This window comes from Streptomyces sp. NBC_01244 (assembly GCF_035987325.1).
GTDB lineage: Bacteria > Actinomycetota > Actinomycetes > Streptomycetales > Streptomycetaceae > Streptomyces.
Window position 1 is genome coordinate 7142689 of sequence record NZ_CP108488.1, and the last position, 23780, is coordinate 7166468.

Below are 23780 nucleotides of genomic sequence, written 5' to 3' on the forward strand. Positions count from 1 at the left end.
CCAGCCGGCGGAGCTTCGCGCGGGTATCGACGCTCTGGTCGACGGTCGACGCGAGCACTTCCGCGGGGAGGCCGGGTTCGAGTGCGGCGATGGCTTCGATGATGACGGTCCGCGGTTCGGTCATGAAGCGCGGAGCCGGGGCGGTGGCTCGGGACATGTCAGAGGACGCGGGCCCGCTTCGGACGGAATGAGCCCACCCCATTGGGGTCGGGCTCGTTGCCGGGGGCGGCGGTCTCGCCGGAGGCGGCCTTGCGCTGCCGGCCCGACGTTCGGACGGGCTCGATGAGCTCCTCCATCCGGCAGCCCAGGACGTCCAGCAAGGCCATCAAGGTCTTCATGCTCAGCCGCTCGGGCTTCTCGGTCACCAGCCGGAACACCTGGCTCGTGGACAGGTCGATGCCCCGCTCGGCCAGAAGCGGTCGCAGGTCGGTGGTCGAGAACATGCCTCGCGCGGCCATGAGCTCGCGAAGGTGCCATGCGTAGTCGAGCTTGGCGGTCATACCGTCTCCAGTTCGTCGGCCTCGAAGGCGCGGTCCAGCGCTTTGCGCATCATCGTGTTCATGAAGTCCGTGCTGACACCGGTGTAGATGGCGGTAGTCGACGCGAATCGGTGACCGACTTGTTCCTGTACGAACTTCGGGTCGACGCCGTCCTCGATCTGATGCGTGACGTGGCTGTGGCGCAAGCAGTGCGGGACGAGTTCCTTATCGAAGCCGAGAGCATCGCGGTAAGCGGCGAACCGCGTCTCTATCTCCCGAGGTTGCAGGCGTCCTCCGCGCTCGGTCAGCCACACGGCCTTGCGGCCCGCCTCATGCTTGAACCGCGGCCGGATGTTCACCAGGTAGTCCTCCATCGACTCCACGGCCCAGGGCATCACGCTGCCCACCATCCGCCGACGCGGTCCCGACCCCTTGCTCGCTTTGCCGTAGCGGACATGGAGCTGTCCGTATCGGCCCAGCTCCGGGGCCTTCGGGTTGCGGTAGAAGTCCGTGAGGTCGAGCCGCGACACCTCCCGGCAGCGCAGCCCCCACGCGTAGATCGTCTTGAACACGGTCGCATCTCGGTAGGCCGTCAAGGCGCCCTTGCGGCCGTACTTGATCGCGTGCTCGACACGGTCGTCGGCGTAGTCGAACAGCGCCTGGCACTCCTCCCGGGTCAAGGGCCGGCGTTCGGCGTCGCCCTCGTATTCCTCCAGGTGAGTCGCGGTGTTCCACTCGTGACAGATCTGAATGGGATGCGTGCCGAACCGCTTCTCGCACTCGGCTGGCCAGTGGTAGTGCGGGGAGGTGATGAAGTCGCAGAACAGCCGTATCGCCCCCTGGTAGCTCCTGATCGTCGACTTCGCCCGCCCTTGCTCTGCGGTGAGGGAGAACGACCACTCGTCCATGTGGGCAGCAGTCCAGCGCCATGGGTAGTGCTCGCTGAACTTCATGAACCGGCGTACGACTCGGGCACGCTCATCGATCGTCTCCGGGTCAAGCCGCCGGCCGCGTTGCTGTTTCCCCCACCCGTCGAGCATCGCGCCGAACACGGCGTCCTCCGGGTGCAGCAAGAACACTCCGTCGACCAGCTCCAGCCGAGCCGACCCCGGCGACACATCGTCGCGCCGAACCACACCAACCCCCATTGCATCAGGAGGTCGAATCATGCATCGAATGAACGATCCGCACCATCAGGGCAGGTCAGAGGCCCCTTCAGAGAAGTCAGGGGGCTGCTACGATCCACCCAGTACCGGGGCATCGGCACCCAACGAGTCGCGCATCGGATGCAACTCCCCGGGGTTGCCGACCCTGGTGGTCGTGAGCGGCGGTCCCGGAACGGGGAAGACCACTCTCGCGCACGAGCTCGCCGGCGCGCTCGGATGTCCCGCGATCATCCGCGACGAGATCAAGCAGGGCATGGTCATGTCCCATCCGGGCTATCAGAGCGGCGGCGACGACCCCCTCAACTACCCAACCCTCGACGCCTTCTTCGGCGTGCTGAAGGTGCTCCTGGAGGCCGGAGTCACGGTGGTCGCCGAAGCCGCCTTCCAGGACCGGCTCTGGCGGCCGAACCTGGAGTCGCTCACCGGCCTCGCACACCTCCGTATCATCCGCTGCACCACCGCGGTCGATGTCGCCCACGACCGCATCGTCCAGCGCGCCAAAGACAACGCACACCGAGCCGCCCACGGCGACCAGGACCTGCTCGAAGCCATCGCCGCCGGAGAGCACTCCCTCGCATCCTTCGTGCCGATCAGCTTGGACGTTCCCACCCTGACTGTCGACACTTCGGACGGATACCAGCCAGAGTTGCCGGACATCGCCAGCTTCGTCCGGGCGTCTGATCGCGACGGGGCGTCCCCCGAGCCGAAGGCGGGCCGCTGAAGCGGCAGGCGCCGACGCCGGCGGACCGCCACCTGGCACACATCCGTGTGTCCTCCTCCAGCATCACGGTCGGTGCGCTGGAGCAGGACGTCGGGGATGGCCCGAGGCGGGCGCGGTCACAGGTGACGTCCGCGGACCATGGCCCGTCGTGAGATCTCCTGCCACAGGCCGCTCCTCTCCCATTCGTAGTACCAGCTGGCCACAGTGGTGGGGGACCCGGCGGCCAGTGCGAGATCGTCCCAGCGGGCGCCGGTGCCGAGCTTCCAGAGGATGGCCTCCACGACGGCGCGATGGTCGCTGTTCTCCCACACCTCACCACCGCGCACGGGCAGGGCCGTCTTCACCTCCTCCCACGAAGCATCCGTGAGCCGGAAGAATCCCCGGGTCCTCGCGCTGAGGAGGCAGGCTTGCTCGTCGTACCAGAGCGGATCGATCCCGCTCAGGCGCTGCGCCGCCTCCTGGGTGAGAGCGCCCGCACGACTCTTCTTGCGCTGCTGGTAGAGCCACGACCGCAACTGGCCTGGGGGCAGGTTGATGTGCCCTTGCGTCGCATGGAACTTCTTCAGTTCGACGCATCGGGCATCCCATCGCTCCTGCGCGGGATCCCACGGGAAGCCGATCTTGTCGAGCAGGGCCACCTTCCGCTCCTCGAGGGTGCCCTGCTTCCTGCTGCCGCGCTGCGAGCGGGCCCACAGGTAGACCTTGACGCCATCGACCGAGACGAGGTCCTGCGGGACGACCCAGTGGCCTTCCTCCGCGTGGAACGCCTTGATCTCCTCGTAGGTGTTGTCCCACGTCACTTCGCGCCGGTCGCGGAAGTCGATGCCGACCTCTGCGAGCTGGCTGAGCTGCCAGGGGGCGAGTCGGCCGTTGCGGAACAGGGCGCGCTGCCCCTCAAGCCAGGTCGCCTCCGGTGTGGCAGCAGGCAACCGCAGCAGCGTGCCGCGCCGGCTGTGAAGCGTCTTGAGGTCGTTGTAGCGGCGCATCCACCGGTCCTGCGCGGCGTCCCACGGGAAGCCGATCGCCTCCAGCAGCGCAACGCGCCTCTCGGGTACCTTGCCCGCCCGGTGCCGGGAACGCTGTGCGGTGCACCAGTTGACGAGCACGACGCCGTGTGAGGTGACGTCGTGCTCCTCGAAGACGAAGTGTCCCTGCTCCGCGGCGCGGCGCTTGACCTCTTCGTAGGTGTTCATCCAGGACTCCTCCAGCTGGTCCCAGACGATCCCGAGCTCCTCCAGGAGGGCGGTGCGCTCCTCTGACAGGTCGCCGGCGTTGTACGCCACGCGCTGACGCCGCAGCCAGTCGCCCAGGCGCAGTTCTTCAGCGGTGATCCACGTCAGCGGGATGTCGGCGGTGCCGTGGACCTTCCGGTAGGCGCAGGCCGCGCCGTAGAACTCCTCCCAGGTGGGGGTCGTGGCGCGGACAGCCCTGATCAGAATGGATCGTGCGAAGGAGTCCGGTACGTCGATTCCGGCGACCGTCAGCCAGTTGGGCAGTTTGTGTTCCCTGGACAGGATTTCGAACGGGCGGCCCTCGCCGACCTCCCGCCGGCGCAGCCGCAGCTCGTCGTCCAGCCGGTCGTCGTGGTCGCGCAGCGCGCGCAGAACTTGCCAGACTGGCTCCCACTCGCTGCCCTCCAGGGCGGCCTCGGGGCTCTCGCCCTCGGCGAGGAGAAGCGGGATGACGATGGTGGCGACCTTGTCGCGCCGGCCCCCGGTGCGCAGCGCCCGCCCGACAGCCTGAACGGTGTCGATGGCCGAGCGGCGGGGCCGGGAGAAGACAACGGCGTCGACCGCGGGCACGTCGACGCCTTCGTTGAGCACCCGGGCGTTGCTGACCACGGCGAGCTCCTCGCCGGGCTCGGCGAGCCGGTCAAGGACACGACGGCGCAGGTGAGGCAGCTGGGCGCCCGAGACGTGCCCGGCCCAGACCTCGACAGGGTTGGGCATCAGGGATGCAGTGGTAGGCAGTGCCGAAGCCCAGGTGCGGGCGTCGGCGACGCGGTGGTGGTAGCTGATCGCCCGCCTCACCCCGTACTCCGACATCGTGCGCAGCACGGCGATCTGTCCGGCCACGGTCGCGGGCTGCAGGGACGCGGCGCCCAGGCGGAGCGCGAGGTTCTCGTCCGCGGTGAGCTGGTGGACCTCCTTGTCGGTGACGACCGGCACGATGACCCGGTAGTCGGCGAGCAGGCCCATGTTGATCGCGCGGGAGAACGGCAGCCGGTACGAGACGTCCCCGAAGATCTGCTGGTCGTCCATGGACACCACCGCGTCACCGCTGGTGGTCGCCACCCTTGGGGTCGCGGTCATATACAGGCGGCGCTCGGCGGGAATCCGCGCGTCATGATGGATGATCTTCCAGGGTCCCGACGCCTTGCCCGTCGTCCGGTGTGCTTCGTCGATGACGGCCAGATCCCAGGCCGCCAGGCCGTGGTGGGCGTGGGCATCGGCGATGACCGGCAGCGACGCGTACGTGGACAGCACCGTCACCCGGCTGCGGCCGGCCACGGCGGAGGCGAGGACGTCCGCGGTCGTGGTCACCACCACGTCCGGCTCGCCCTCCAGCAGCTGCATCTCGGCGATCGTGGTGTCACTGCACACCGCGACCGCTCCGCCCAGGTGCCCGCCCCGTACGAGGCGGTAGGCGCTGAGGGTCTGCACCAGCAGCTCGATCGTGGGCACCACGACCAGGACCCGGCCCTCGGACTCCAGGCGGGATCCCACGGCGCCACCGATACGGGTCTTGCCCGTTCCGCACGCCGCGATCAGGCTCGTGCGACCGCCCCGGCCGATCGCCGACAACACCGCGTCGACCGCTTCCAACTGGTGCGGCCACAACTCGCCCACCACGCATCCCCCTCACCACTGCTCGTGACGTTCACGAGGTGCCCACCCAGGCGATCATGCCCCGGTGCGCCATCGCTTCGTGCGATCTGGCAGGAAGCGTACGGTGCGCCTGCGCGGGTGCGGCCGGTCTATCCCGCGTTGCGGTGGCCTGTGGCAGGAAGTCGGAGCCAGCCGGATTCGATGAGACAGACTCCGTCGCCCACCCGGATGGAATAGATCTCATTGTCCCGTGTCAGTCGATCCGGCACCCTGTCTCAGCTGAACTGGCCCAATTTGCCCTGCGTCTCAGACGACTTCGTTGCTCAGCAGTGACTCACGGACCATCCGCACATTGGGCAACTTGTCTCGCCAGAGCTCGCGCTCGCCTGTGCTCCTGAATCCGTACCGTTCGTAGAAGCGGATCGCCCTTGCGTTGTAGTCGGTCACCCACAGGTGCGTGGAAGCGCCGTTCGCCCAGGGCAGGAACTCGTCCATCAGCCGCCCGCCGATACCTTGGCCTTGGGCTTCGTTCACGAGATACATCGGCCCGAGGGTGACCATCTCGTCTCGGCGGCCGCAAAGGATCCCGACGACCTCCACCCCGGAACGGACGACACGACAGAACAGCAGATCCGGCTGCTGTATAGCCTTCTCAATGAACCTGCGCCACTGGGCAATGCCCTCCGCGGTGACAGCGACCCCTCGGTGCTCGCGGATCCACTCCTCATCGATCCCCGCGACTTCGTTGGGGTACGTTTGGAGCCAAGCCCTCAACTGCATCCGGCCCACGGAGGCGGCATCGTCAGGCTCAGGCACTTCGATCCGATAGTCCATGACGCCATTCTTGACGGTGCACCTGATGCGTCTCGCATGACTTCGCCGTGCAGACCAGCACCCGATCTGATCGTCGGCGCCGAACCAGATGCATTGAGACCCAGATGAGAACGTCACGTCTGGGGAACCACGTCCCCTGAGATCTGGATCTTCAGACCGTCCTACATCATCCGGTTGCCACACGTCAGAGCTGCGGTCACGGACCAGATCGTCTGCGACGGGACACTCATCATGGTCGGCCGCTGCCATGGCGTACAGGGTGCCTGGCCGGTTCACGGCCTAGGTGCCTGTCTCCCTGATCCGCGCACATTTAGTTCGCGCGGTTCGACCACTCGGTGGCAGGGTGTGGTTATGGATCAAGCAGAGGTATTGCTCATCGGAGGGCGCGCGGGCGTTGGCAAGACGACGGTGGGGTGGGAGGTCTCAGCGCGTCTGCGCGCCGCGATGGTTGCTCACTGCGTAATCGAAGGAGACTTCATGGGGCAGGCACATCCTGCTCCGGAGGGGGACCTCCGCCGCAGGAAGATCGCGGAGCGCAATCTGACGGCGCTCTGGTCGAACTACGCCGAGCTCGGGTACCGCCGCTTGATCTACACGCACACTGTGAGCGTTCTGGCCGAGAACGAGGGCATGTTCCAGCGCGCCATGGGCGCGAATGTCAGGATCGTACGGGTTGTGCTCACCGCCTCCGATGCCACCGCCCGTGAGCGGCTGACCGGTCGGGAACTGGGTTCGGAGCTGGAGCACGAGCTGGAGAGCAGCGCCCGTAAGGCGCGGATTCTGGATGAGCAGACACCCCTGGACACGGTGCGAGTGGCGACCGACGGACGTTCCGTGGTCGACATAGCGCGCGAAGTGGTGGGCGCTACCAGCTGGCTGCCCAGCACCTCCGGTTAGGTTCTTCGCGGCTCAGCGCAAATACGTTGATGCGGGCCTGGCCTTCACCGGTGGCGTGACCACGGGCGGGAAAGTCATGGACGATGGCGCGCACGGTCACGGGAGAGTCGGCCATGGTGTGAAGGTCGGGAGGCTCCTGGGGATAGATGGGGCGGGTCGTGGTGACCGTGGTGGCGGACCTTCAGAAGCGGATGGCGTAGCAGGAGCGCGGGCCGATGATGGCGTCGAGACTGACCGTCAGAGCGGGCCCTTGGCGGTCGCCGAACGTGCCGGTAGAACGGTCGGTGCCTAGGTGCCGCCACAACCGGGCGACGGGATCGTCGGTGGCGTCGAGGTCGTGGCCGAGCGCCTGGAGCCGTGCGCCCCATTGCTGCGGCACCTCCTCGGGGCGGACGGTCGCATCGTCCTTGCTGTCGGCGGGCAGCAGGCCGCGGACGTCCTCAATGCCGATCTGGTCGATGGCGGTGTCCGCCTCGCGGGCCAGGAGGTACAGGGCGAGGGTGAGGCCGGCGCAGCCGTCGCTGAGGCGACCGTCACCGACCCGGTTGCGCGTGAAGCGGTAGCCGGCCACCTCAAGGGTTCGGTCCCATGCTTTCTGCCACATCTGCGGGCCGCCCTCCGCGCGCCATTCCTGGAGCCGGTGTAGGACTGGCTGCCGGGTCGGCGCCCAGCGCGCGCTTTCCTCCTGCAGATCGGCCACGAGGGCGCGTACGGCGGCGGTCAGGTTCCGGCCGTCCTGGCTGTCGCGTATGGCCGGGGCGGACAGCGAGTACAGGACCTGGAGCAGGAGCAGGGTCAGGGTGCGGCCGCCATGGCGATCGGGCAGCTGCGGCCGCAGGGCCGCCGTCAATGCCTGTACGAGATCGTTGTTGCTGAGGTCGACGGCCTCGACGAGGGTAACGTCCTCGCCGTCCAGGCCGCGGTACCAGCTGCCGGTTCGGGCTTGGTGTTCGCGCTCCCGGTACTCGGCGAGCGGCTGCATCAGGCGGCGGGCCGCGTAGGCGGGGTCCGCCTCGCACAGGATGAGCCGCTTGAGGAGGCGGCGGCCCAGGTCCTCGGGGCCGGCGTCAACGGGAGACATCACGGTGACACCGCAACGGCAGTGCAGCGTGAGGGGATCGTTCCAACGTCCTTCGGCGAGAAAAGACGCACGGCTGCCGCAGGCGGGGCAGGCCAACGCCTCCAGGCCGACCTCGTGCTGGTAGTTCGGCTCGCTGATGGAGGAGTCCTCGGAGATGTTCTCGTTCCAGCGGGCGATGTCGGCGTCGAACCGCTTCAGCAGGATCCGGTCGACGTTGATCTGCCAGGTGTGGTCGGCGCCGTATCCGTCGGGGGCGTCCTCGACAGGCTCGTCCTCGCTGTACCCGATGCGGGGCAGGGCTACGCGCCGGCCTTCCTCGGGGGTAGGCGCGGCAACCAAGGTCTGTGTGTCGCCGGCCAGAGCGGGTGCCCGGTGGGCGAGGGTGCACTCGTGGTCGCTCTCGCGCAGGCCGTGGGGGCAGTTCTCGGCGTGAACGGTGAGCGTGTGCCGGGCAAGACCGCACATCTCCGCGAGGAAGGCGGGGTTGCTCAGGGCGAAGCGCTTGACGGGCACGGTGATGTCGTCGGTGCCGGGCGGTGCCGCGAACGCGCTCAGAATGCCAGCGGCGCGCTCCGGCTCCTGGAGCGAGGGCAGCGTGCGGGTGAAGACCAGGGTGCGCAGCTTCTCGACGGGCACCCGGTCCTGGAGCGCCTGGTCGTGGAGCACGGCTCCCAACAGCAGCGCGACTGCCTGGACGCCGTTGCCCGGCAGACCCGCCTCCCGGTGTCCGAACGCCCATCGCCGCCATGTCTCGGTGAACTCCCTGGCGGCCATCGGCGCGGTCGTGAACCACCACTCGACGAGCAGGGCACTGATCGCGCAGCACATCTGTGCCAGTGTCTCCGCGTCATCGAGTCCGGTCGAGTTCGCGAGGGTCAACGCGCCGACGAGCAGCTCGATGGCGTACTCGGCCGCAGCCCGACGCTCGGCGATCGTCAGCTGCTCGCACACCTCGGTCAAGGGTTCGGCGGCGGTGGCGGCCCGCACCAGACGCTTGAGCTCCGGCGCGGCGGGACCGAACGTGTCGTCATCGTCCGTCATGAACCCGGGGATCTCCCCGCGGTTCAGACGCAGCGTGGTCAGCCGGGTCACCTCCACCAGGCGTGCCAAGCAGGTCGGCTCACTGGCGACTTCGTCCAGCCGCCGGTCCACGCACTCGGTACAACCCTTGATCGCCGCCGCCATCAGGGCACCGAGCAGGGCCTCGTTGACTGCTCGCCCTTCGGCGTTGGTCGGTCCCCCTGGCAGTTCCACAGACCCGTGCTCATGCGCGCCCATCGCGGATCCCTTTCGCTCGCCTCGACGTCACCCTAACGCCGTGCCGCGCCGCGGCCTGTCGTGCTCAGCCCGGGTGGTAGGGCAGCCCGCGTCACCGAGTGCCCTATCCGACTGAGAAGAGACCGCGCGGGATCGGGCGGGCACGAGGCAAGGCCTGCGGCGGACCTCGCTATGCCGGGCCGGAAATCGGTTGATCTGGCCTGCGGTGATGGCGGAGCTGTTCAGTCCACTGGTCCTGGCAGTGATCGCGCTTGAGCCAGGCGACGAGCTGGAGTTCCTCGAACTCTGCCAACTTCATGGAGCTGTCGGCCGGCATGGCCTCCAGGGCTTCTTGCGCGGTCCAGAACGCGTCCTCGTACCGGCTCTCGCCGCGCAGCCGGTCGACCTCGTCCAGCAGGGCCAGCACTCGGGCGGCCGGCGCTTCCGGTATCTGCGTGTCCACGATCACCAACCTACCGACAGGCTGTGGCCTCCACCTTGGAAACGGCCAACTCGCTCCCTGGTGGGCGGCGTCATGGGGAGGGCGCCGGATGGCGGTGCCGCAGACCTGCCCGCCACGGCAACCTCCAGAGTTCTTCCACGGATTCCGGGGCGTGGCTGGCTCGCCACGCTCAGCGGAAAACCGCAGGCGCACGCCAACCGATCGAGGGATCATGAGGCATGAGCCCAGATGACTGGCACCTCACCGAAGACCTCGACGGCTTTCTCGCCCGAGCCGGGGACTTCCTGCGCTCGCGCCCAGCCCTGCACACCGTCCCGCTGACGGTGACCGAGGCACTGCGTACGCGCGGGGCAGACGCGTATGGCGCCGAAGCCCCCATCTTCGGCCGACTGGAGCGGGCGGGCGAGGTCCGCGCGATCTTCTTCCGCACCCCGCCCCGCCGCTTGAACCTAACCCCCCTCACCCCCGAGGAGGCCGACAGCCTCGCCGACTACCTGGCCGACCTTGGCCGCCCCCTCCCCGGCGTCAGTGCGGACCACGACACCGCCACCGCCTTCGCCGAGGCTTGGCAGCGGCACACGGGCGCGACACCGACGCTCTACGAGCGGCAGTGCCTGTATCGCCTGGGCACGCTCACGCCACCGGAGCCGCTCCCGGAGGGGCGGGGGCGAGTCGCGGGGACGCAGGATCGCGATCAACTTATGCTCTGGTATCGCGAGTTCGTCGACGCCATCGGAGAAGTCTCCTCTTCGGACGCCAGCTCCTGGGTCGACGCGCGCATCGCTTCTGGGCGCGTCACGTTCTGGGAGACCCCTGACGGCACTCCAGTCTCCATGGCGGGCGTGACCCCGATGGTCGCCGGCCAGATCCGGGTGGCCCCCGTCTACACCCCGGCCCGCTTGCGCGGTCGCGGTTACGCGGGCGCTGCGACGGTCGAGGTGAGTCGGGCCGCGCTGGCCGCGGGCGCCGAGGAGGTACTGCTGTTCGCGGACCTGGCCAACCCCATCAGCAACGGCCTCTACCAGCGGATCGGGTACCGCCCGGTCACCGACTTCGCGGTGTACGACTTCTCGTGTCCGTAACCTCTGTCCGGCCTGAATGGGCGTCGCTTCCTTCCGCTGCGCGTAACTACGTGGAGTCTCGGCTCGAGTCGCGGGTGACCGGTGCGGTGCTGTGCACCGGCGGCTTCACTCCCGGGGTAGCGTCCCGGCTGCTCCTGGACGACGGGCGGCGCGTATTTCTCAAGGGCATGGACTCCGACCACCCGTTCGCCCCGCAGTACGCGGACGAGCTCGCCGTGACCTCGGTGCTCCCCCGCCGGCGTGGGGCCGGATGTCGTGTGGTGGGCCACGCCCCAGGAGAGCGGTGGCTGGTGGTGGCTGTGCCTTGAGGACATCCCCGGCGCCGTTCCCGTGCTGACCCCGGGCTCGGCGGACACCGTGGCGGTGCTGGCCGCAGTCGAGGAGGCGGGCAAGCTGCTGACCCCGTCGCCGTTGGAAGACGCGAAGCCCATTGCGGACCTCGTCGGCAGGTGGCTCACCGGATGGTCGTTCTGTTCCTGGCCGGGCAGGTGCCTGATGATCTCGACCCGTGGGCGGTGAGGCACCTGGGCGCCCTCGCGGCGATCGAGCAGGACTGGCAGCCCGGCGCCTGGGGGAACACGCTGCTGCACTGGGATCTGCGGCCGGACAACATGCTGCGCCGCGAGGACGGGCCGGCCGTCATCATCGACTGGTCGTACCAGAACCGGGGCGCGGCGTGGATAGACCCGGCCGTGCTGGTGCCGCATCTGATCCTCGACGGTCACACCGCCGCTGAGGCCGAGGCTGCGGTGGCTCATCTTCCGCAGCCGGAGGATCCCCGGACGTAGACCGCGTTCGCTGCCGGTCTCTGCGGCTACTGGGAGAAGTCCTCTCGCCGGCCTGCTCCTCCGGGCGTTCCGTTTCTCCGCGCCCACCAGGTCCGGGCCGCCTAGGCTGCGCGTGCTTGGCTGCGGCACCGGACCGGGTGGGAGTGAGGCCGCCTTATCCGTAGGGCCCCTCGTCGTGCTGGCCGAGGAGGGGGCGAGGCGGTCGGAGACCCCTTCGAGGACACCGTCCGGAGGCCGCCTGCCGGAAGGGGTAGAAGCGCTGGCTGATGAACCGCCGACGGTACGAGGTGGTCAGCACGTGCCGGGTCCGCTCGGTTCGGTGCGCCCCGGTGCCAGGTTTGTTACGGCGAGGGCAGACCGATCCGGTACTCGGCGTAGCCCTCATGTACGCCGAGTCGGGTGAACCCGGCCTTGGCCAGGACGCGGCCGGAGGCGGGGTTGTCGGGGTGGTGTTTGGCTTCCACACGTGCCACTGCGGATTCGGCGAAGACAAGCGGGACGAACTGCCGTACGGCGTCGGTGGCGTGGCCGTGGCCCCAGGTGTCTTCGCGCAGGATGTAGCTAAGCGTGGCCAAGTCGGGGCTGTGCTTGCGAGATTTAATGACGCCGATCAGGTCGCCGGCCACGGTGATGCCGCGGTTCCAGTGGGTGCGGGGGACTGCGTGATCCTGGTCGTGGATCTTCTTCAGGCGTACGGCGGCGTCCTCGACCGTCATCCGGTAGTCCTCGCCGTGGGTGAAGCGGACCGAGGCACCGCTGTAGATCCGCGCCACGGCGGGAGCGTCGTCGGGGGTCAGCATTCTCAGGGTGACCATGCGGTCACCTCGGCGGCCGTGGGGCGCTGGTCGGGGTCCGGCGTGAGGCATGCCGCGATCAGCTCCTCCAGGGCCGGGAAGGGCCACGGCTGGACGTCCTGGAGGCCGTGCAGCTTCCCCTGGGCCAGCGTGCGGAGCTTGTCCGGGCGGGGGGTGTCGTCCTCGTAGATGCCGGGGCGGTGTCCGGTCCAGCACCAGAACAGGGAGGCGCCCAGGCCCCAGATGTCGGCTGGGGGGTTCGTCTGGACGTGGACGTTGTCGGCGGTGGACAGGATGGCGTCGGCGATTTCGGGGGCGGTGGTGTGGGTGAGCGCCCCTCGGTAGGGCAGGCGGGCGGTGTCGGGGCCGCAGGCCAGGGCGTAGTCGATGACGTGGCCGGCGCCGTCGGGGTCGACGAGGGTGTTGGTGGGCTGGACGTCCGCGTGGGCCCACCCGGCGGCGTGCATCGGGGCGAGCCGGGCAGCCCACGTCTGGGCCAGACGCAGCAGCAGAGCACGGTGCGCGGTGGTGTTTCCGGTGTCCTCGCGGGTGGGGGCCAGGGCCCGCCACAGCGGCGCGCCGTCAACCCACTCCACCGCCAGCCACCGCCCGCCGCCCCAGGCTCCCGCGTCGATCCGGTAGGAGGGACGGATCGCGGCGGCCTCGGCCAGGACCAGGAGGTGGCGGTCTTCCTGTTCCATCTCGGCAGCCTTGTTCCTGGCGCCGTCGTGTTCGGGAGCGTTGGCCTTCAGCACCAGTGGCGCCCTGGGCGTCGTGATCTTCCACGCCCTGGAGCCCCGCCGGTCGCTCAGCAGGTCGTGGGCGACCGTCCCGAACCGCCGTTCCAGGGCTTCTAGCGCTTCGGGAGGAGGTGCTGCGCCCATTGTCTGATCTCCGTCCAGTCGTGTCCGACGCCGTCGAGGACATCACGGCCGTCATCGACCGCTTCCGCCACCGCGGCGGCCAACTCGGGTGTAGCGCCAAGGAAACGCGGGTCACGGGGCCGTACCGCGACCCGCACGGGGAGGAACGAGACCGGGGGCACCGGGATGTCGCCGCGAACTTCGCCGGCTGTGAACTTCCCGAACATCAAGCCCACCGGCCCGTACAGATTCTTCAGCGCCCAGTGCGGCCACACCAGCGTCCCGGCATCCGCTCCCAGGACGACGATGTTCTCGCACACGAGCATCCCGTGGCGGCGAGAGGCCAACGGACGAACCCATTCGGCAGCCTGGACCGCCGCGTGGAACACCTCCGCCTCGACCGCGCCCGCGTCCCCGGCCGCCTCATACACGGTCCACCCGGTCACCCCCCGGTCGACGGACGGCGCGAGATACGGGCAGTGCGCCAACACCGCCTGGACGTACGCGGCTATCTCCACGGTTCTCGGGTGTGTGGTGCGGGCTTCGATGAGGCGGAGCGCCCCGGCTGTGGACCGGAGCGCTCCGGCAGCGTGCGCGGTGATCACGCGGCTGCTATCTCCCGGGGCTCGGGAACCACGTCGTCCCCGTCGCCGCCACCGATCGGCGAGCAGTCCCACTCCGCGACCACGACGCCGGTCGTCCGGTAGCGATCCAGGGCCCCGGTGTCGACCTCACCGGCCGCGTTGGTGAACCAGACCTCGGGCAGCGGGCCGAACAGCGCCTCGTACGCGGTGACCCAGGCGATCTCGCCCGAGCCCTTCAGCGGGGCGTGGCCGATCTGCTGGCCGGCGTGCTGCGTGCAGAACTCCGCGAACTCGGGGGAGTCGAGCAGCTGGTGCCATTCGGCGTCGATCGCGCCGGAGAACATCTCGACCGTGGCGTGGCCGTCCTTGAAGCGGGCCGCGCTGACGGTGAAGAACCGTCCGAGTTCGACCCTTTCGGGGGCCAGGGTGGCGCTCATGGTGGTGCTCCTTACGGTTGTGTGAGTGGTGGGTGGATGGCGCCGGAAGCCCGTGGGCCGTAACCTCCGGCGCCGTTCCGCCCCCGTGCCGACTGCCTGGAAGGTTCGAGGACGGAAATCTGTGATGCGCCTACACGAGCACCAGGGCTTCGCGGCGCAAGGCTTCGAGGACCCGGGCGAGCAACGCCACGTCGGGTGCGCGGGCTTCGACGGCCGCGCGGCCTTCTTCGTGCCACTCGCCGAGGGCGCGTCGCCAGGCGTGTTCCGCGCGGAGGGCCTCACTGCGGATTTCCCGCAGGACGCTGTCGGTCTCGATCCGCAGGTGTACGAGGTCCGCCGGGGTAATCCGCAGGACCAGGTGCCCGTCTTCGACGCGTACCTGGTCGAGTGCGAATTCCACGCAGCGGGCGGGGTCGCTCGCCAGCTCGGTCCCGTCCAGCAGCCGTAACCTCATCGGCCTTCCGCCTCTCGTACTGCGTCGGGCGCGACGATCCACTCCATGCCGCCGCCCTCGGGCCGCAGGAACACCGCGCAGGGGAGTATGCGGCGGGTCTGCGGGTCCTCCCACGGGCCGATGAACTGCACGATCGCCACGCGGTCCTTCTCCGGGTCCAGGACCCGGGCGCCCTCGTACAGCCACGCGGGCAGCGACTGGTGGGACGGCGGGCGGTGCGCGGTGGTCACGGCGATGCCTCCTCGTCGGGCGATGACCCCGCCCATGCGGGGGACATGGACGGGGCTCTCCTCCTTCTGCCGCCGGGCGGGGAGCCTGGGCCATTCCGGCGGCGTGATGCTTAGTCAACGACCGCAACGGTCTTGGAGACAGGAAAGGTTGCGGGTGGTGGGGTCGCGGGTAGCCGGAAGACTTTACGGATGGATTACCCGAGCAGGTGTCCTGCGGGTGAGCCCGTCGCTACGGTCTGTGGCATGGCAGAGAACGCCGTACTTCGGCAGCGGATGACTGATCTGGGGCTGACTCAGGAGGAGTTAGCAGGTCAGATGAACGCGGCGCTGCATTCGATCACCGGCAGGCCGGGAAATGTGTCCGCGCGCAGCGTGTGGAATCTGGTGAACGGACGCACCACACGGCCGATCGGGCGGACCCGCGCTGCGCTTGAGCAGGTGTTCGGATGCCCATTGTCGGATTTAGGGTTCGCCTCACCTGCCACTGCACCACCGGAGGACCCCGTGCAACGCCGTACGTTCTGGACCCTGACCGCCGGCGCGGCCGTCGCCATCGCTGCTCCCGCCCCGTCCGGGCGCCGCACGGTCGGAACAGCAGACGTGATCCGCCTGCGTGAGGCAATGGCGGCTCTGACTGCGCTGGACCAGGCCCGGGGTGGTCACACCGCCCTGGAGAGAGCCGCGCTCGCTGGGGCGGCAGAGGCGATCGGGTTGCAGCAGCGGGCCGCCTCTCAGACCGTACGGCAGCGACTCTTCTCGGTGGCCTCGCACTACACCGCCTCTGCCGCCTGGTCGTGCATCGACGCCCGGCAGCTCGACAGTGCCCGTACCCACCTGGCGGAAGCCCTGCGGCTGGCCGGGCTGGCGCAGGACCCGATGGCGCAGATGAGGGTGTGGAACTCCACAGCGATGCTCGCGCACCAGCGCCACGAATACGGGGAAGGTATCGCCGCCTCCCAGGCCGCGCAGACCACCGCCACCGCACGCCGGGATCCGCTGTTCTCCTCCCTCGCCCACGCCCGGACGGCTATCGGGCACGCCTCACGCCGCGACCGGCAGCCCGCACTGCGCTCCCTCGGCTACGCCCACGACGCCCTTGCCAAAGCCGAGGACGTCCCCCGGCCGCCGTGGATCGGCTTCTACGGAACTGCGGAACTGGCCGCGCTCACCGCGATCGTCCACGACCTGCTCGACGAGCCCGCCCATGCCGAGGCCGCTTCGTACCGAGCGCTGGCAGTGCTGCCCGCCGAGTACCGGCGTAACAGGGCCATGACCATGGTTCGGCTCGCCCACGCGCAGCTTCGCCAGGGTGACATCGGACAGGCGTGCGCGACGACGGGAGACGCGTTCGAGCTGATGGCCGGCGGTCCACTCCCGGGCCGGATGCGGACCCAGCTCGGGGACTTCCAGCGCGACCTTTTCACCCTTGCCCCCACCGACCGGACGGCCCGGGAGTGGGCTGACCGCTACCGCACCCAATGGAGCGTCCGTTGACCGACACCACCTTGCGGCACTACAGCCACGACGATCTCGGAGGCATCCGGCAGACGCTGCTGGATGTGCACGAGGATGCGTACGCCGACCGTCGGCACGAGGAGTTCGTGCAGCGCTTCCCATGGTTCGTGGACCACTGGGGCGGCAACGAGGGCTTCGCGTGCGTGATCGCCTACGACGGTGACGTGCCGGTCGGATTCACTTACGGTGCTCCCGCCACCGCGGGGAGGGAGTGGTGGCAGGGACACCTCGACACCCAGCCGGAAGATCCCGCCACGTTCTCCGTCTCCGAGCTGATGGTGCGCCCGAAGTGGCGCAAGACAGGCCTTGGGCCCCGACTGCACGACGCGCTCCTCGCCCGACGCCCGGAGTCGTGGGCGGTCCTCACGGTGGACACGAAGCGGCCCCGGCTTCAGGCGATGTACGAGGGCTGGGGTTACCGCAAGATCGGCGAGAACCAGCCGTTCCCCGACAGCCCCGTGTACGCCGTCATGCTGAACAAGCTCGACGGCTGACCCGGCCAACATACGAGGCTCCTGCGTGGTCGGATCGCTCCGGGGCGGGCGAGCTGCCCGGTGGGGCGCGTCCCGCATCCGATCAGATGCACCACGGGAGGCTTGGCCTGGTGTTCATGCATGTCCTCGCGCAGTTTTAGTCACTCTCGAGCGGGGCGGCACCGTCGTATGGCTCGCTAGCCTCGCCCTTATGACTCCGGCTGCGGCTCGCATAGTGGATCTGCGTAAGGAACCGGTCAATCTGGTGCTGGACCGGGTGGAGCAGGGGCTCGGGGTGCGCCTGGACCGGGCCACGGTGATCCGCAAACGCCGGTCGCTGGGTGGCCGGACCGATCGGGGTACGTGGGTGCGGATCGAGCGGCGGGGGTTCGAACGGATCGGCGTCCAGGGGTGGAACGGGACAGAGGCCGCCGCTGTCCTCGACGGTGTGGTGATGCCGCAGTGGTACCGGGGGCTGGCCTGGCGGGACGAGAGTGAGCCGGCTATGTGGCGGGCGGATGAGCTGGAGCTGGTCAGCGCCCCGCCGATCGGGAAGGGCGCCCTCGTCTTCAGGGACCCTGACTTGCCCGAGGCGTGGTGGGCCGCGCTGAACTCCTCCCTCGACGCGCTCGCCGCCCACCGCACCCCGCGCGTCGCCACCCCGGACACCGAGCTGATGACGCAGGAACTGGTGACGGCGAAGCTGGGCGACGTCTTCCCCGAGGTTGAGGACACCCTGATCAGGCAGTGGGCTGCGGCGCACGCGGATCTGACGTGGGCGAACGTGATGGGCCCGGCGTTCTGCGTCATCGACTGGGAGGACTGGGGCATGGCCCCGCGCGGTCTGGACGCAGCAACGCTGTGGGGCAATGCCCTTGCCGTCCCGGAACTCGCGGACCGGGTCCACCGCGAGCGGCGGGCGGATCTGGAGAGCCGGGACGGCAAGCTGATGGCGCTGTTCTTCCTGTCGAAGATCGTCGGCCCCCAAGCCTACGACGACGATCCCCTGCTGGGGCCGGCGAGGAAGGAAGCCTCACGGCTGGTGGCCGGGCTTCAGGCGGCCTGACGCGTCCGCAGGACGTTGCGGTATTCCCGGACCACCTGGTCGTCGACTTCGTACGCGAGGGCCTCGGCCAGCTCCCGCAGATGTCCGGGGTTGTCGGTGCCGACCACGACCGCGTCCACTACAGGTAGGTGGAAGGCGGTCTGGAGTGCGGCCTAGGTGGCGGTGGCCGGCGGGGAGTTGTGCCCGTCTCACCGAACTCCGACACGGGCGCAGCGATGGCTGAGCCGTTGCGGCGCGGCTGTACCGCGGTGGCTATCCCGTCGCACTGATGCGGGCAGGGCTGGGTCTGTGACGAAGCCGGGACGGCGTGCTGCTGCGCCCGGGATACTGGACGAGGTACCACTGCGCGACCGAGGGGGCGCCCATGCCGCTGAACGCCGGCCAGTACGAACTTCTGGAGCAGCTACATGCCACGGAGACAAGCTCAGAGGTCAGTTCGGAGCCCCCAGATCCGCAGGCTCTCGCGACCCTGTCACGGATGGGCCTGTGCGATACCGCCGACGATGGCAGTTCGGCGCCTTCGCTGACCTCTGTTGCCCACGACGTGCTGCTCTACCGTGGGGCGCGGACCATGAGCGGCCCTCCACCCCCGCTTCCCGGCACCCTGCCGGACGACGGGTTGGAGATCCGGCTCATGCCGTACGAGCTGAGGATCGTGCAGACCCTCGTCGCAATTGGCGACCGGCTCCAGCATCCCCCGGCCGCCGGCCTCGCTGAGGCGGTCAGCAACGCCGGCTTCCACCCCGACGACAACCGCTGGGTCCTGCGCGTGACCAAGCCCCAGGCCCAGTCGATCGCCTACGCCTTCCACCTCGAACGCTTCACTGGGCACTGCACAGCGTCCAACCGCCTCGCCCGCCACCACGACATCCGCTACGAAGAGGACGTGGTGGGCTGACCGTAGAGCGGACGGTGGCATGACGGGCTGGATGCCGCTGCCTGCACCGCCGCTACGAGCGCAAGGCCGCACCCCTCCTGGCCTTCGCCGGCATCGCCGCCGCTCTGATCTGCTACCGCCGTCTTGCCAAGTAGACGGCTTACCGGTGCTTCGATATCTCATTGCGGTGAATCGCTCCGCGAGACAATCATGGCAGGCATGGAGCGGCCGAGGCAGATCATCGAATGCGGAGACTTCACCCTGCGGCGCTGGAAGGGACAGAGCGATTTCGGTCCGGCTTTCACGCTGATCGAGGAGTCCCTGGACCACCTGCGGCCGTGGATGCCGTGGATCGCCCGCCACAGCCAGGACAGCACCCGCGACTTCCTCGTGAGGTCGAACGCGAAGTGGGACAGCGGGGACGCCTACAACTACGCCATCGCCAGGGACGGCACGCTGATCGGAATGTGCTCGACCTACCGCGGCGCTGAACCGCAGGGGCGGATGATGGGGTACTGGCTGCACCCTGCCGCCACTGGCCAGGGCATCGCCACGAGAGCGACGGCAGCCATGGTGACCGAGGCTTTCGCCCTGCCGGACGTGGAGTACCTGGAAATCGCCCACGACCTGGCCAATAACTCCAGCGGCGCCGTCCCGCTCCGATTGGGCTTCACCGAAGTCCGGCGTGAGGAGGTCACACCGCCCGCAGCCCCCTCAGACAGCGGGATCGATGTGATCTGGCGGCTGAACCGTCCTACAGCGCCTTAACCACTGCCCACCCGTGAACACCTGACGACCGAGGTCAGCTCCAACCACTTCAGCACCAAACGAGATCACTTCTTAGACCGGTTGAACGTCGGGTTGTTCAGGCGCAGCGGTGCCCCGGTGGACCATGGGCATGCGGTCAACTGCGGGAGCTTGGACCTGGATCACCAGGTGAGCCCCCAGGGCTTCCGGTAGGCGCGCGGCCACCCACCGGTGCACCCACGCCGCGAGCCACTGGCTGTCCGCGCGAGGATGAAACTCCCCGCCGTCCAGGTACCCCAGCTCTTCCATGTGAAGCGGCCCGCCGGGTCTGACGAGTTCCGCGGCGACCACTCGCAGCTGGTTGCCTGCGTCATCGGTGACGAGGCCGACCGGTGCGGTCAATTCCAGGGTGATCCGAAAGTCGTGCCCATGATGCTTGTTGCAGGGGTGCCAGGTGGGGAGTATGGGCAGGGAATGATAAGCGGCGACGACCACTTGGTGGCTGAGGGACATGGTGCCGGTCCTCATGCTTCTGCTCCCGTAGCCGCGTCCAAGTCCGCCGAAGTCGTTCCTTCACGGGTCTGCTTCAGGTCTTCCACGATGCGCTCGGCGGCGCCGTCGCCGTGATCCCGGTCGTAGCGGCCGGTGTCCAGTTCGGAGCCGGTGATCGAGACGTACAGAGGGCGGCCCTGAAGGTAATTGATGAATAGGTTGCCGAAGACGTCGGCATACGGCACGTCCGAGGGCGGCGCCTACCGCACAGAGATCGTCGGCACCTCATCGAGCAGCCGCCGTGCCTCCTCGACATTCAGCTGCCTGTCACTGCCATCGGCAGCCACGCCCAGCCCCACGGGCCGGGCGTGGTTGTACAGGGCGGCAACAACGGCGGCAGGTTCGAGTCCCGTTATGTCGATGGTGGCCATAGGGGGAGTCTGCCACTGGACTGGCGCGCAGACTTCGGGTTCGATCAGTTCGGCCGACACCGGCGATGACCGAAGGCGGGCGGACGCTCAGGCGGCGATCGTCTCGTGGGCCTTGCGTAGCCGCGCCGTGCAGGGGGCGTGCGGCCCCAGGGCTCGCTCGCCGGCAGCCAGGTTCTCCTCCGCCAAGGTCAGGGCCTCGGCCGTGCGGCCGGCGGCGTGCAGAGTGAGCGCGAGATCGGATCGCAGGAGCAGGGTGTGCGGATGATCGGGGCCCAGCTGCTCCTCGCGCATGGCGAGCGTCTCGCGGGCCACTCGCTCGGCCTCCTCGTACTGGCCGCTCTTGCGGAGGGCTACGACGAGGAGGTTGCGGGCGGAGGCGGCGTGGGTGGAACCGTCCAGGGCCATGACGACGGCGCGGGCCAGGATGTCGGCGTGCGGGGTGCCGGAGGACATCGTCACCCAGGCGCTCGCCAGCAGGGCGCCCCGGGTGACGTCGTCGTCGGCTCCGAGCGCGCTCAGGCCGAGGCGGAATGCCTCGCGGGCCAGGGCGTGCGCCTCGATCCAGCGGCCCTGCTCGCCGATGGCCTCGGCTAGGCGAGCCAGAGTGTCGATGGTCTCCGGCGCGCTCGGGCCCAGTGCCTTGCCCCGGCCCGTCAGAGCCCTGCGCAGGTGGTACTCGCCCTCGGCGTATCGCTCGAGGCCGTACAGCGTCAGCGCGAAGCCGTGCAGCACCCGGCACAGGGCTTCGTCGGTGTCCGCGACCTCGGCGAGCGCGGTGACCACGCTGTCGTATAACCGCTCGGATTCGCTGAGTCGGCCCTGGTGTCGGGCTTGCTCGGCCTGCACCAGGGTCTTTTCCAGAGGCGGTGTGAGCGTCATCTGCGGTGCTCCTTCGTGAAAGCTTTGTATGGGCTGCAGGGGTTCGGGCTGCTTGCCGGTGGGGGTTCAGTTCCCACGGCCGAGGTGGAGCACGGCGATCGGTGTCCAGGAGATGTCCCAGCAACTGTGGCCGTCGGCGAGGGGCTGTTGGGTGAACGTCACGTCGAGCAGGTGCAGGCGGGAGATGCTGACCGGGACCCGCCGCGGGGTGATGGCGCGCAGGGTGCTGTTGAGGGGGTCGGAGTCGGCGGTGTCCCAGCTGTACCCGAGCGCCATGTGGGGTCGGCCGCCGTCATGGAGAACCGCGGCGTCTCCGCGTACTTCCCGTACAGCGTCACGGACCAGAGCCTGCACGTTGAGTAGATCCTGGTCGGGCCAGACGTCGAACAGGGCTCCGGCTCGGTTGCTGTACGGGTGGCCGATCTCGGTGTGGATCGGTTCGGCCGCGGCCAGCTTCTCGCGCAGGGCGTCGACGAGCACCCCTCGCTCGGATTCGCCGATCGCGTCGGCGGTGGCATCCGTGACCATCTCGACGGTAACGTGCAGTTGGTCGTGCCCGAGTGCGCGGATCGGGTAGGGGCTCATCGCCGCGTGGCAGGCGTCGGCGAGGGCCAGGAGCGCAGCGTCGGTGTCGTGGTCCGGCAGTGCGTACACATGAAGCACCCGGTCGCCGTTCCAAGGCCGCGACTGGAACGAGGGCGTGAACCGCTTCACCGGCCCCCTCCGCTGTCGCCGGCGCCGAGGTCGGACGCTGTGCCGAGCGGGATCGTGGCGATCGTCGTCCAGGAGTACAGGCTGCGCCAGTCCTGCTGCTGGTCCACGAGCGATACCTGCGCGACGGTCATCCGGGCACGCTTGGGTCTCACGTCCTTGACGAGGGTTCTGCGGAAGTCCTCGTCCTGCCAGCCGCAGTTCGAGTACGCGAGGGATACGTGAGGCCACGGCCGCTGCGGCCGGGATCCGAGGACGCCGGCGCCGAGGACGCCCTCGGTGACGTCGCGCAGCGCCCAGTACAGGTTGGAGAGGCCTTCCTCGGGGTAGAGGGCGGCGGCGAGGCCGTTGTGGATGGCCTGGGCGGGCCCGACCTCGATGTCGAATGCCGCTATCCCACCGAGGGCGGCATGCGCGGCTTCGGCGAGCGCCAGGGCCTGCTCGGGAGTGACGGGACCGATGGACTGGAGGGTGGCGTGCAGCCATTCGACCGGCACGGGCGTCAGCTGGGGATAGTCGCCGAGCAGTGGCCGGTGGTCGCGTACGAAGCGGTGGACGTCGTCCTGCCCGTCGAAGGTCAGGTGCCAGTGGGCGCGCTGCTCACCGTCCGGCCAGTGGTGTGTCTCCCAGAAGTCACGCACAGATGTATCTCCTTGCGTCGGGCGGTGGTACGGAGTTCAGCGGTACATCCACGGTTGGTCGGTGTTGATCAGGTCGGTGTCGAGGGTGATTACCGCGCCGTGGTGATCACTCGCGCCCGACGGCGCGTCGAGCAGACGGTAGGAGACGAGGGCAGGGACCAGCGGGGCGCTGACCCAGATCTGGTCGATCCGGTCATCCGTGCCCGTGGAGTGCAGCAGCGTCTCGTCGCCTGTGCGCTGGTACAGCTCCCAGGCCGCGTCACGGAACCCGTTCGCGTGCAGCTTCCACGCCACCCGCCGGTCGGGCCGAGGTTCCGCCGCCTGCTCGGGGTCGGTGAGCAGGGTGCGGGAGCCGAGGTTGTACGGGCGCATTTCCGCGTAGTTGGGCTGCGGCCCGTCTTGCGGCGGGTAGTTGATGTCTCCGCCCAGGATGGCGTACGGGCCGATTTTGTAGCTGCGGGAGGCGGCGAAGTCGGCCTCGGTGATCGCCTTGTCCGCGGAGTAGGGCGTCAGGTGTACGGAGGTGACGGCCAGCGGAGCGGGCAGGCCGGGGATGTCGAAGCCGGCGGTGCCCAGGCCGTGGTGGGTTTCGTCGGCCGCGTAGTCGGTGTTCCAGTAGACGCGCTGACCCAGGGTGGCGCGGCGGTAGAGGGTGCCGGTGCCCAGTCCGCTTCGGGAGGGGGCGAGCAGCGCGTCCATGTCGAGGTCCTGCTCGGCGCGTATTGTCTGGCGGTGGCCGGTCTCGCTCCACCCCTTCAGTTCCTGGAGCAGTGCGACGTCGGGGCGCGCCGCCGAGATGCGTTCGGCGAGGAGCGGCCAGCGGTCGTGGCCGCCCTCGCAGGTGTTCTGAATCAGGACGGTGAACAGCATCTGGTGCTCTCCTGGTGGGTCGTGTGGTGGCGATGTCCGTAGAGGGTCAGCCCTGGTCGGTCGTACGGCTTCAGCGGCGGTCCGGGAACGTCGTGCAGATGATCTCCTGGCGGGGCGGCT

30 protein-coding genes are annotated in these 23780 nt (G+C 68.9%); 10 read left to right on the forward strand and 20 right to left on the reverse strand.

The window, feature by feature from the left end; genetic code table 11:
- Positions 1 to 158: 158 nt before the first annotated feature.
- Both OG247_RS32100 and OG247_RS32105 read right to left on the reverse strand, forming a co-directional pair.
- On the reverse strand, positions 159 to 500 hold the full coding sequence (locus tag OG247_RS32100) for a helix-turn-helix domain-containing protein (protein ID WP_327255455.1): 342 nt from the start codon (positions 498 to 500) through the stop codon (positions 159 to 161).
- Positions 497 to 1648, reverse strand: a complete 1152-nt coding sequence (locus OG247_RS32105) for a tyrosine-type recombinase/integrase (RefSeq protein ID WP_327255456.1) — start codon at positions 1646 to 1648, stop codon at positions 497 to 499. Before OG247_RS32105 ends, OG247_RS32100 begins: the two co-directional genes overlap by 4 nt.
- A 151-nt stretch (positions 1649 to 1799) precedes the next feature.
- Here OG247_RS32105 and OG247_RS32110 point away from each other — a divergent pair, with 151 nt between their 5' ends.
- Complete coding sequence (locus OG247_RS32110) at positions 1800 to 2366, forward strand: AAA family ATPase (protein ID WP_327255457.1); 567 nt, start codon at positions 1800 to 1802, stop codon at positions 2364 to 2366.
- A 116-nt stretch (positions 2367 to 2482) separates the two neighbouring features.
- Here the strand turns inward: OG247_RS32110 and OG247_RS32115 are convergent, their stop codons facing one another.
- Positions 2483 to 5218 carry a Helicase associated domain protein gene (locus OG247_RS32115; RefSeq protein WP_327255458.1) on the reverse strand — a complete coding sequence of 912 codons (2736 nt, stop codon included), beginning with the start codon at positions 5216 to 5218 and terminating at the stop codon, positions 2483 to 2485.
- Between the two features lie 282 nt (positions 5219 to 5500).
- Positions 5501 to 6028 (reverse strand): GNAT family N-acetyltransferase, encoded by a 528-nt coding sequence (locus OG247_RS32120; protein WP_327255459.1) that lies wholly within the window; start codon positions 6026 to 6028, stop codon positions 5501 to 5503.
- Positions 6029 to 6379: 351 nt separating this feature from the next.
- Here OG247_RS32120 and OG247_RS32125 point away from each other — a divergent pair, with 351 nt between their 5' ends.
- The gene (locus OG247_RS32125; protein ID WP_327255460.1) at positions 6380 to 6925 is read left to right on the forward strand and encodes an AAA family ATPase; all 546 of its coding nucleotides are present in this window, start codon (positions 6380 to 6382) and stop codon (positions 6923 to 6925) included.
- Between the two features lie 181 nt (positions 6926 to 7106).
- Here OG247_RS32125 and OG247_RS32130 read toward each other — a convergent pair whose 3' ends face one another.
- Positions 7107 to 9260: a hypothetical protein gene (locus OG247_RS32130; protein ID WP_327255461.1), complete on the reverse strand. Its 2154-nt coding sequence runs from the start codon at positions 9258 to 9260 to the stop codon at positions 7107 to 7109.
- Between the two features lie 193 nt (positions 9261 to 9453).
- Entirely contained in the window at positions 9454 to 9726 is a 273-nt protein-coding gene (locus OG247_RS32135; RefSeq protein WP_327255462.1) for a hypothetical protein, read from the reverse strand.
- Between the two features lie 218 nt (positions 9727 to 9944).
- On the opposite strand from OG247_RS32135, the gene OG247_RS32140 reads away from it, so the two are divergent.
- The 3 genes from OG247_RS32140 (at position 9945) to OG247_RS32150 (ending at position 11596) form a co-directional block, all read left to right on the forward strand.
- Entirely contained in the window at positions 9945 to 10808 is an 864-nt protein-coding gene (locus OG247_RS32140) for a GNAT family N-acetyltransferase (protein WP_327255463.1), read from the forward strand.
- Between the two features lie 240 nt (positions 10809 to 11048).
- On the forward strand, positions 11049 to 11327 hold the full coding sequence (locus tag OG247_RS32145; RefSeq protein WP_327255464.1) for a hypothetical protein: 279 nt from the start codon (positions 11049 to 11051) through the stop codon (positions 11325 to 11327).
- On the forward strand, positions 11270 to 11596 hold the full coding sequence (locus tag OG247_RS32150; protein WP_327255465.1) for a phosphotransferase: 327 nt from the start codon (positions 11270 to 11272) through the stop codon (positions 11594 to 11596). Before OG247_RS32145 ends, OG247_RS32150 begins: the two co-directional genes overlap by 58 nt.
- A gap of 341 nt (positions 11597 to 11937) precedes the next feature.
- On the opposite strand, the gene OG247_RS32155 is transcribed toward OG247_RS32150, so the two are convergent.
- From OG247_RS32155 to OG247_RS32180, 6 genes are all read right to left on the reverse strand, one after another.
- Positions 11938 to 12411, reverse strand: coding sequence for a GNAT family N-acetyltransferase (locus OG247_RS32155; RefSeq protein WP_327255466.1), 474 nt, complete (start codon positions 12409 to 12411; stop codon positions 11938 to 11940).
- Positions 12399 to 13274 carry a protein kinase domain-containing protein gene (locus OG247_RS32160; RefSeq protein WP_327255467.1) on the reverse strand — a complete coding sequence of 292 codons (876 nt, stop codon included), beginning with the start codon at positions 13272 to 13274 and terminating at the stop codon, positions 12399 to 12401. Before OG247_RS32160 ends, OG247_RS32155 begins: the two co-directional genes overlap by 13 nt.
- Positions 13244 to 13858, reverse strand: a complete 615-nt coding sequence (locus tag OG247_RS32165) for a hypothetical protein (protein ID WP_442813471.1) — start codon at positions 13856 to 13858, stop codon at positions 13244 to 13246. The genes OG247_RS32160 and OG247_RS32165 overlap by 31 nt, the downstream gene beginning before the upstream one ends.
- Positions 13855 to 14274, reverse strand: coding sequence for a hypothetical protein (locus OG247_RS32170; RefSeq protein ID WP_327255468.1), 420 nt, complete (start codon positions 14272 to 14274; stop codon positions 13855 to 13857). The genes OG247_RS32165 and OG247_RS32170 overlap by 4 nt, the downstream gene beginning before the upstream one ends.
- Positions 14275 to 14404: 130 nt before the next feature.
- On the reverse strand, positions 14405 to 14728 hold the full coding sequence (locus tag OG247_RS32175; protein ID WP_327255469.1) for a hypothetical protein: 324 nt from the start codon (positions 14726 to 14728) through the stop codon (positions 14405 to 14407).
- On the reverse strand, positions 14725 to 14958 hold the full coding sequence (locus OG247_RS32180; RefSeq protein WP_327255470.1) for a hypothetical protein: 234 nt from the start codon (positions 14956 to 14958) through the stop codon (positions 14725 to 14727). The genes OG247_RS32175 and OG247_RS32180 overlap by 4 nt, the downstream gene beginning before the upstream one ends.
- Positions 14959 to 15462: 504 nt before the next feature.
- On the opposite strand from OG247_RS32180, the gene OG247_RS32185 reads away from it, so the two are divergent.
- The 3 genes from OG247_RS32185 (at position 15463) to OG247_RS32195 (ending at position 18012) form a co-directional block, all read left to right on the forward strand.
- On the forward strand, positions 15463 to 16452 hold the full coding sequence (locus OG247_RS32185; protein WP_327255471.1) for a hypothetical protein: 990 nt from the start codon (positions 15463 to 15465) through the stop codon (positions 16450 to 16452).
- Positions 16437 to 16967, forward strand: a complete 531-nt coding sequence (locus OG247_RS32190) for a GNAT family N-acetyltransferase (RefSeq protein WP_327255472.1) — start codon at positions 16437 to 16439, stop codon at positions 16965 to 16967. The genes OG247_RS32185 and OG247_RS32190 overlap by 16 nt, the downstream gene beginning before the upstream one ends.
- Positions 16968 to 17157: 190 nt before the next feature.
- Entirely contained in the window at positions 17158 to 18012 is an 855-nt protein-coding gene (locus OG247_RS32195; protein WP_327255473.1) for a hypothetical protein, read from the forward strand.
- On the opposite strand, the gene OG247_RS32200 is transcribed toward OG247_RS32195, so the two are convergent.
- Positions 18000 to 18131, reverse strand: coding sequence for a hypothetical protein (locus tag OG247_RS32200; RefSeq protein WP_327255474.1), 132 nt, complete (start codon positions 18129 to 18131; stop codon positions 18000 to 18002). The two genes, OG247_RS32195 and OG247_RS32200, sit on opposite strands and share 13 nt — an antisense overlap.
- A gap of 359 nt (positions 18132 to 18490) precedes the next feature.
- On the opposite strand from OG247_RS32200, the gene OG247_RS32205 reads away from it, so the two are divergent.
- Together OG247_RS32205 and OG247_RS32215 are read left to right on the forward strand one after the other, a co-directional pair.
- Complete coding sequence (locus tag OG247_RS32205) at positions 18491 to 18910, forward strand: DUF6417 family protein (RefSeq protein WP_442813472.1); 420 nt, start codon at positions 18491 to 18493, stop codon at positions 18908 to 18910.
- Between the two features lie 189 nt (positions 18911 to 19099).
- On the forward strand, positions 19100 to 19657 hold the full coding sequence (locus OG247_RS32215; RefSeq protein ID WP_327255476.1) for a GNAT family N-acetyltransferase: 558 nt from the start codon (positions 19100 to 19102) through the stop codon (positions 19655 to 19657).
- A 72-nt stretch (positions 19658 to 19729) separates the two neighbouring features.
- Here OG247_RS32215 and OG247_RS32220 read toward each other — a convergent pair whose 3' ends face one another.
- The 7 genes from OG247_RS32220 to OG247_RS32250 form a co-directional block, all read right to left on the reverse strand.
- Entirely contained in the window at positions 19730 to 20149 is a 420-nt protein-coding gene (locus tag OG247_RS32220) for a hypothetical protein (protein WP_327255477.1), read from the reverse strand.
- 11 nt (positions 20150 to 20160) lie between these two features.
- Entirely contained in the window at positions 20161 to 20373 is a 213-nt protein-coding gene (locus OG247_RS32225) for a hypothetical protein (protein WP_327255478.1), read from the reverse strand.
- Between the two features lie 15 nt (positions 20374 to 20388).
- Positions 20389 to 20559 carry a hypothetical protein gene (locus OG247_RS32230; protein ID WP_327255479.1) on the reverse strand — a complete coding sequence of 57 codons (171 nt, stop codon included), beginning with the start codon at positions 20557 to 20559 and terminating at the stop codon, positions 20389 to 20391.
- A gap of 87 nt (positions 20560 to 20646) precedes the next feature.
- Positions 20647 to 21438, reverse strand: coding sequence for a tetratricopeptide repeat protein (locus tag OG247_RS32235; RefSeq protein ID WP_327255480.1), 792 nt, complete (start codon positions 21436 to 21438; stop codon positions 20647 to 20649).
- Positions 21439 to 21504: 66 nt separating this feature from the next.
- Positions 21505 to 22092 (reverse strand): 2'-5' RNA ligase family protein, encoded by a 588-nt coding sequence (locus OG247_RS32240; protein ID WP_327255481.1) that lies wholly within the window; start codon positions 22090 to 22092, stop codon positions 21505 to 21507.
- A 56-nt stretch (positions 22093 to 22148) separates the two neighbouring features.
- On the reverse strand, positions 22149 to 22790 hold the full coding sequence (locus OG247_RS32245; protein ID WP_327255482.1) for a 2'-5' RNA ligase family protein: 642 nt from the start codon (positions 22788 to 22790) through the stop codon (positions 22149 to 22151).
- A gap of 36 nt (positions 22791 to 22826) precedes the next feature.
- The gene (locus tag OG247_RS32250; RefSeq protein ID WP_327255483.1) at positions 22827 to 23660 is read right to left on the reverse strand and encodes an endonuclease/exonuclease/phosphatase family protein; all 834 of its coding nucleotides are present in this window, start codon (positions 23658 to 23660) and stop codon (positions 22827 to 22829) included.
- Positions 23661 to 23780 lie beyond the last annotated feature (120 nt).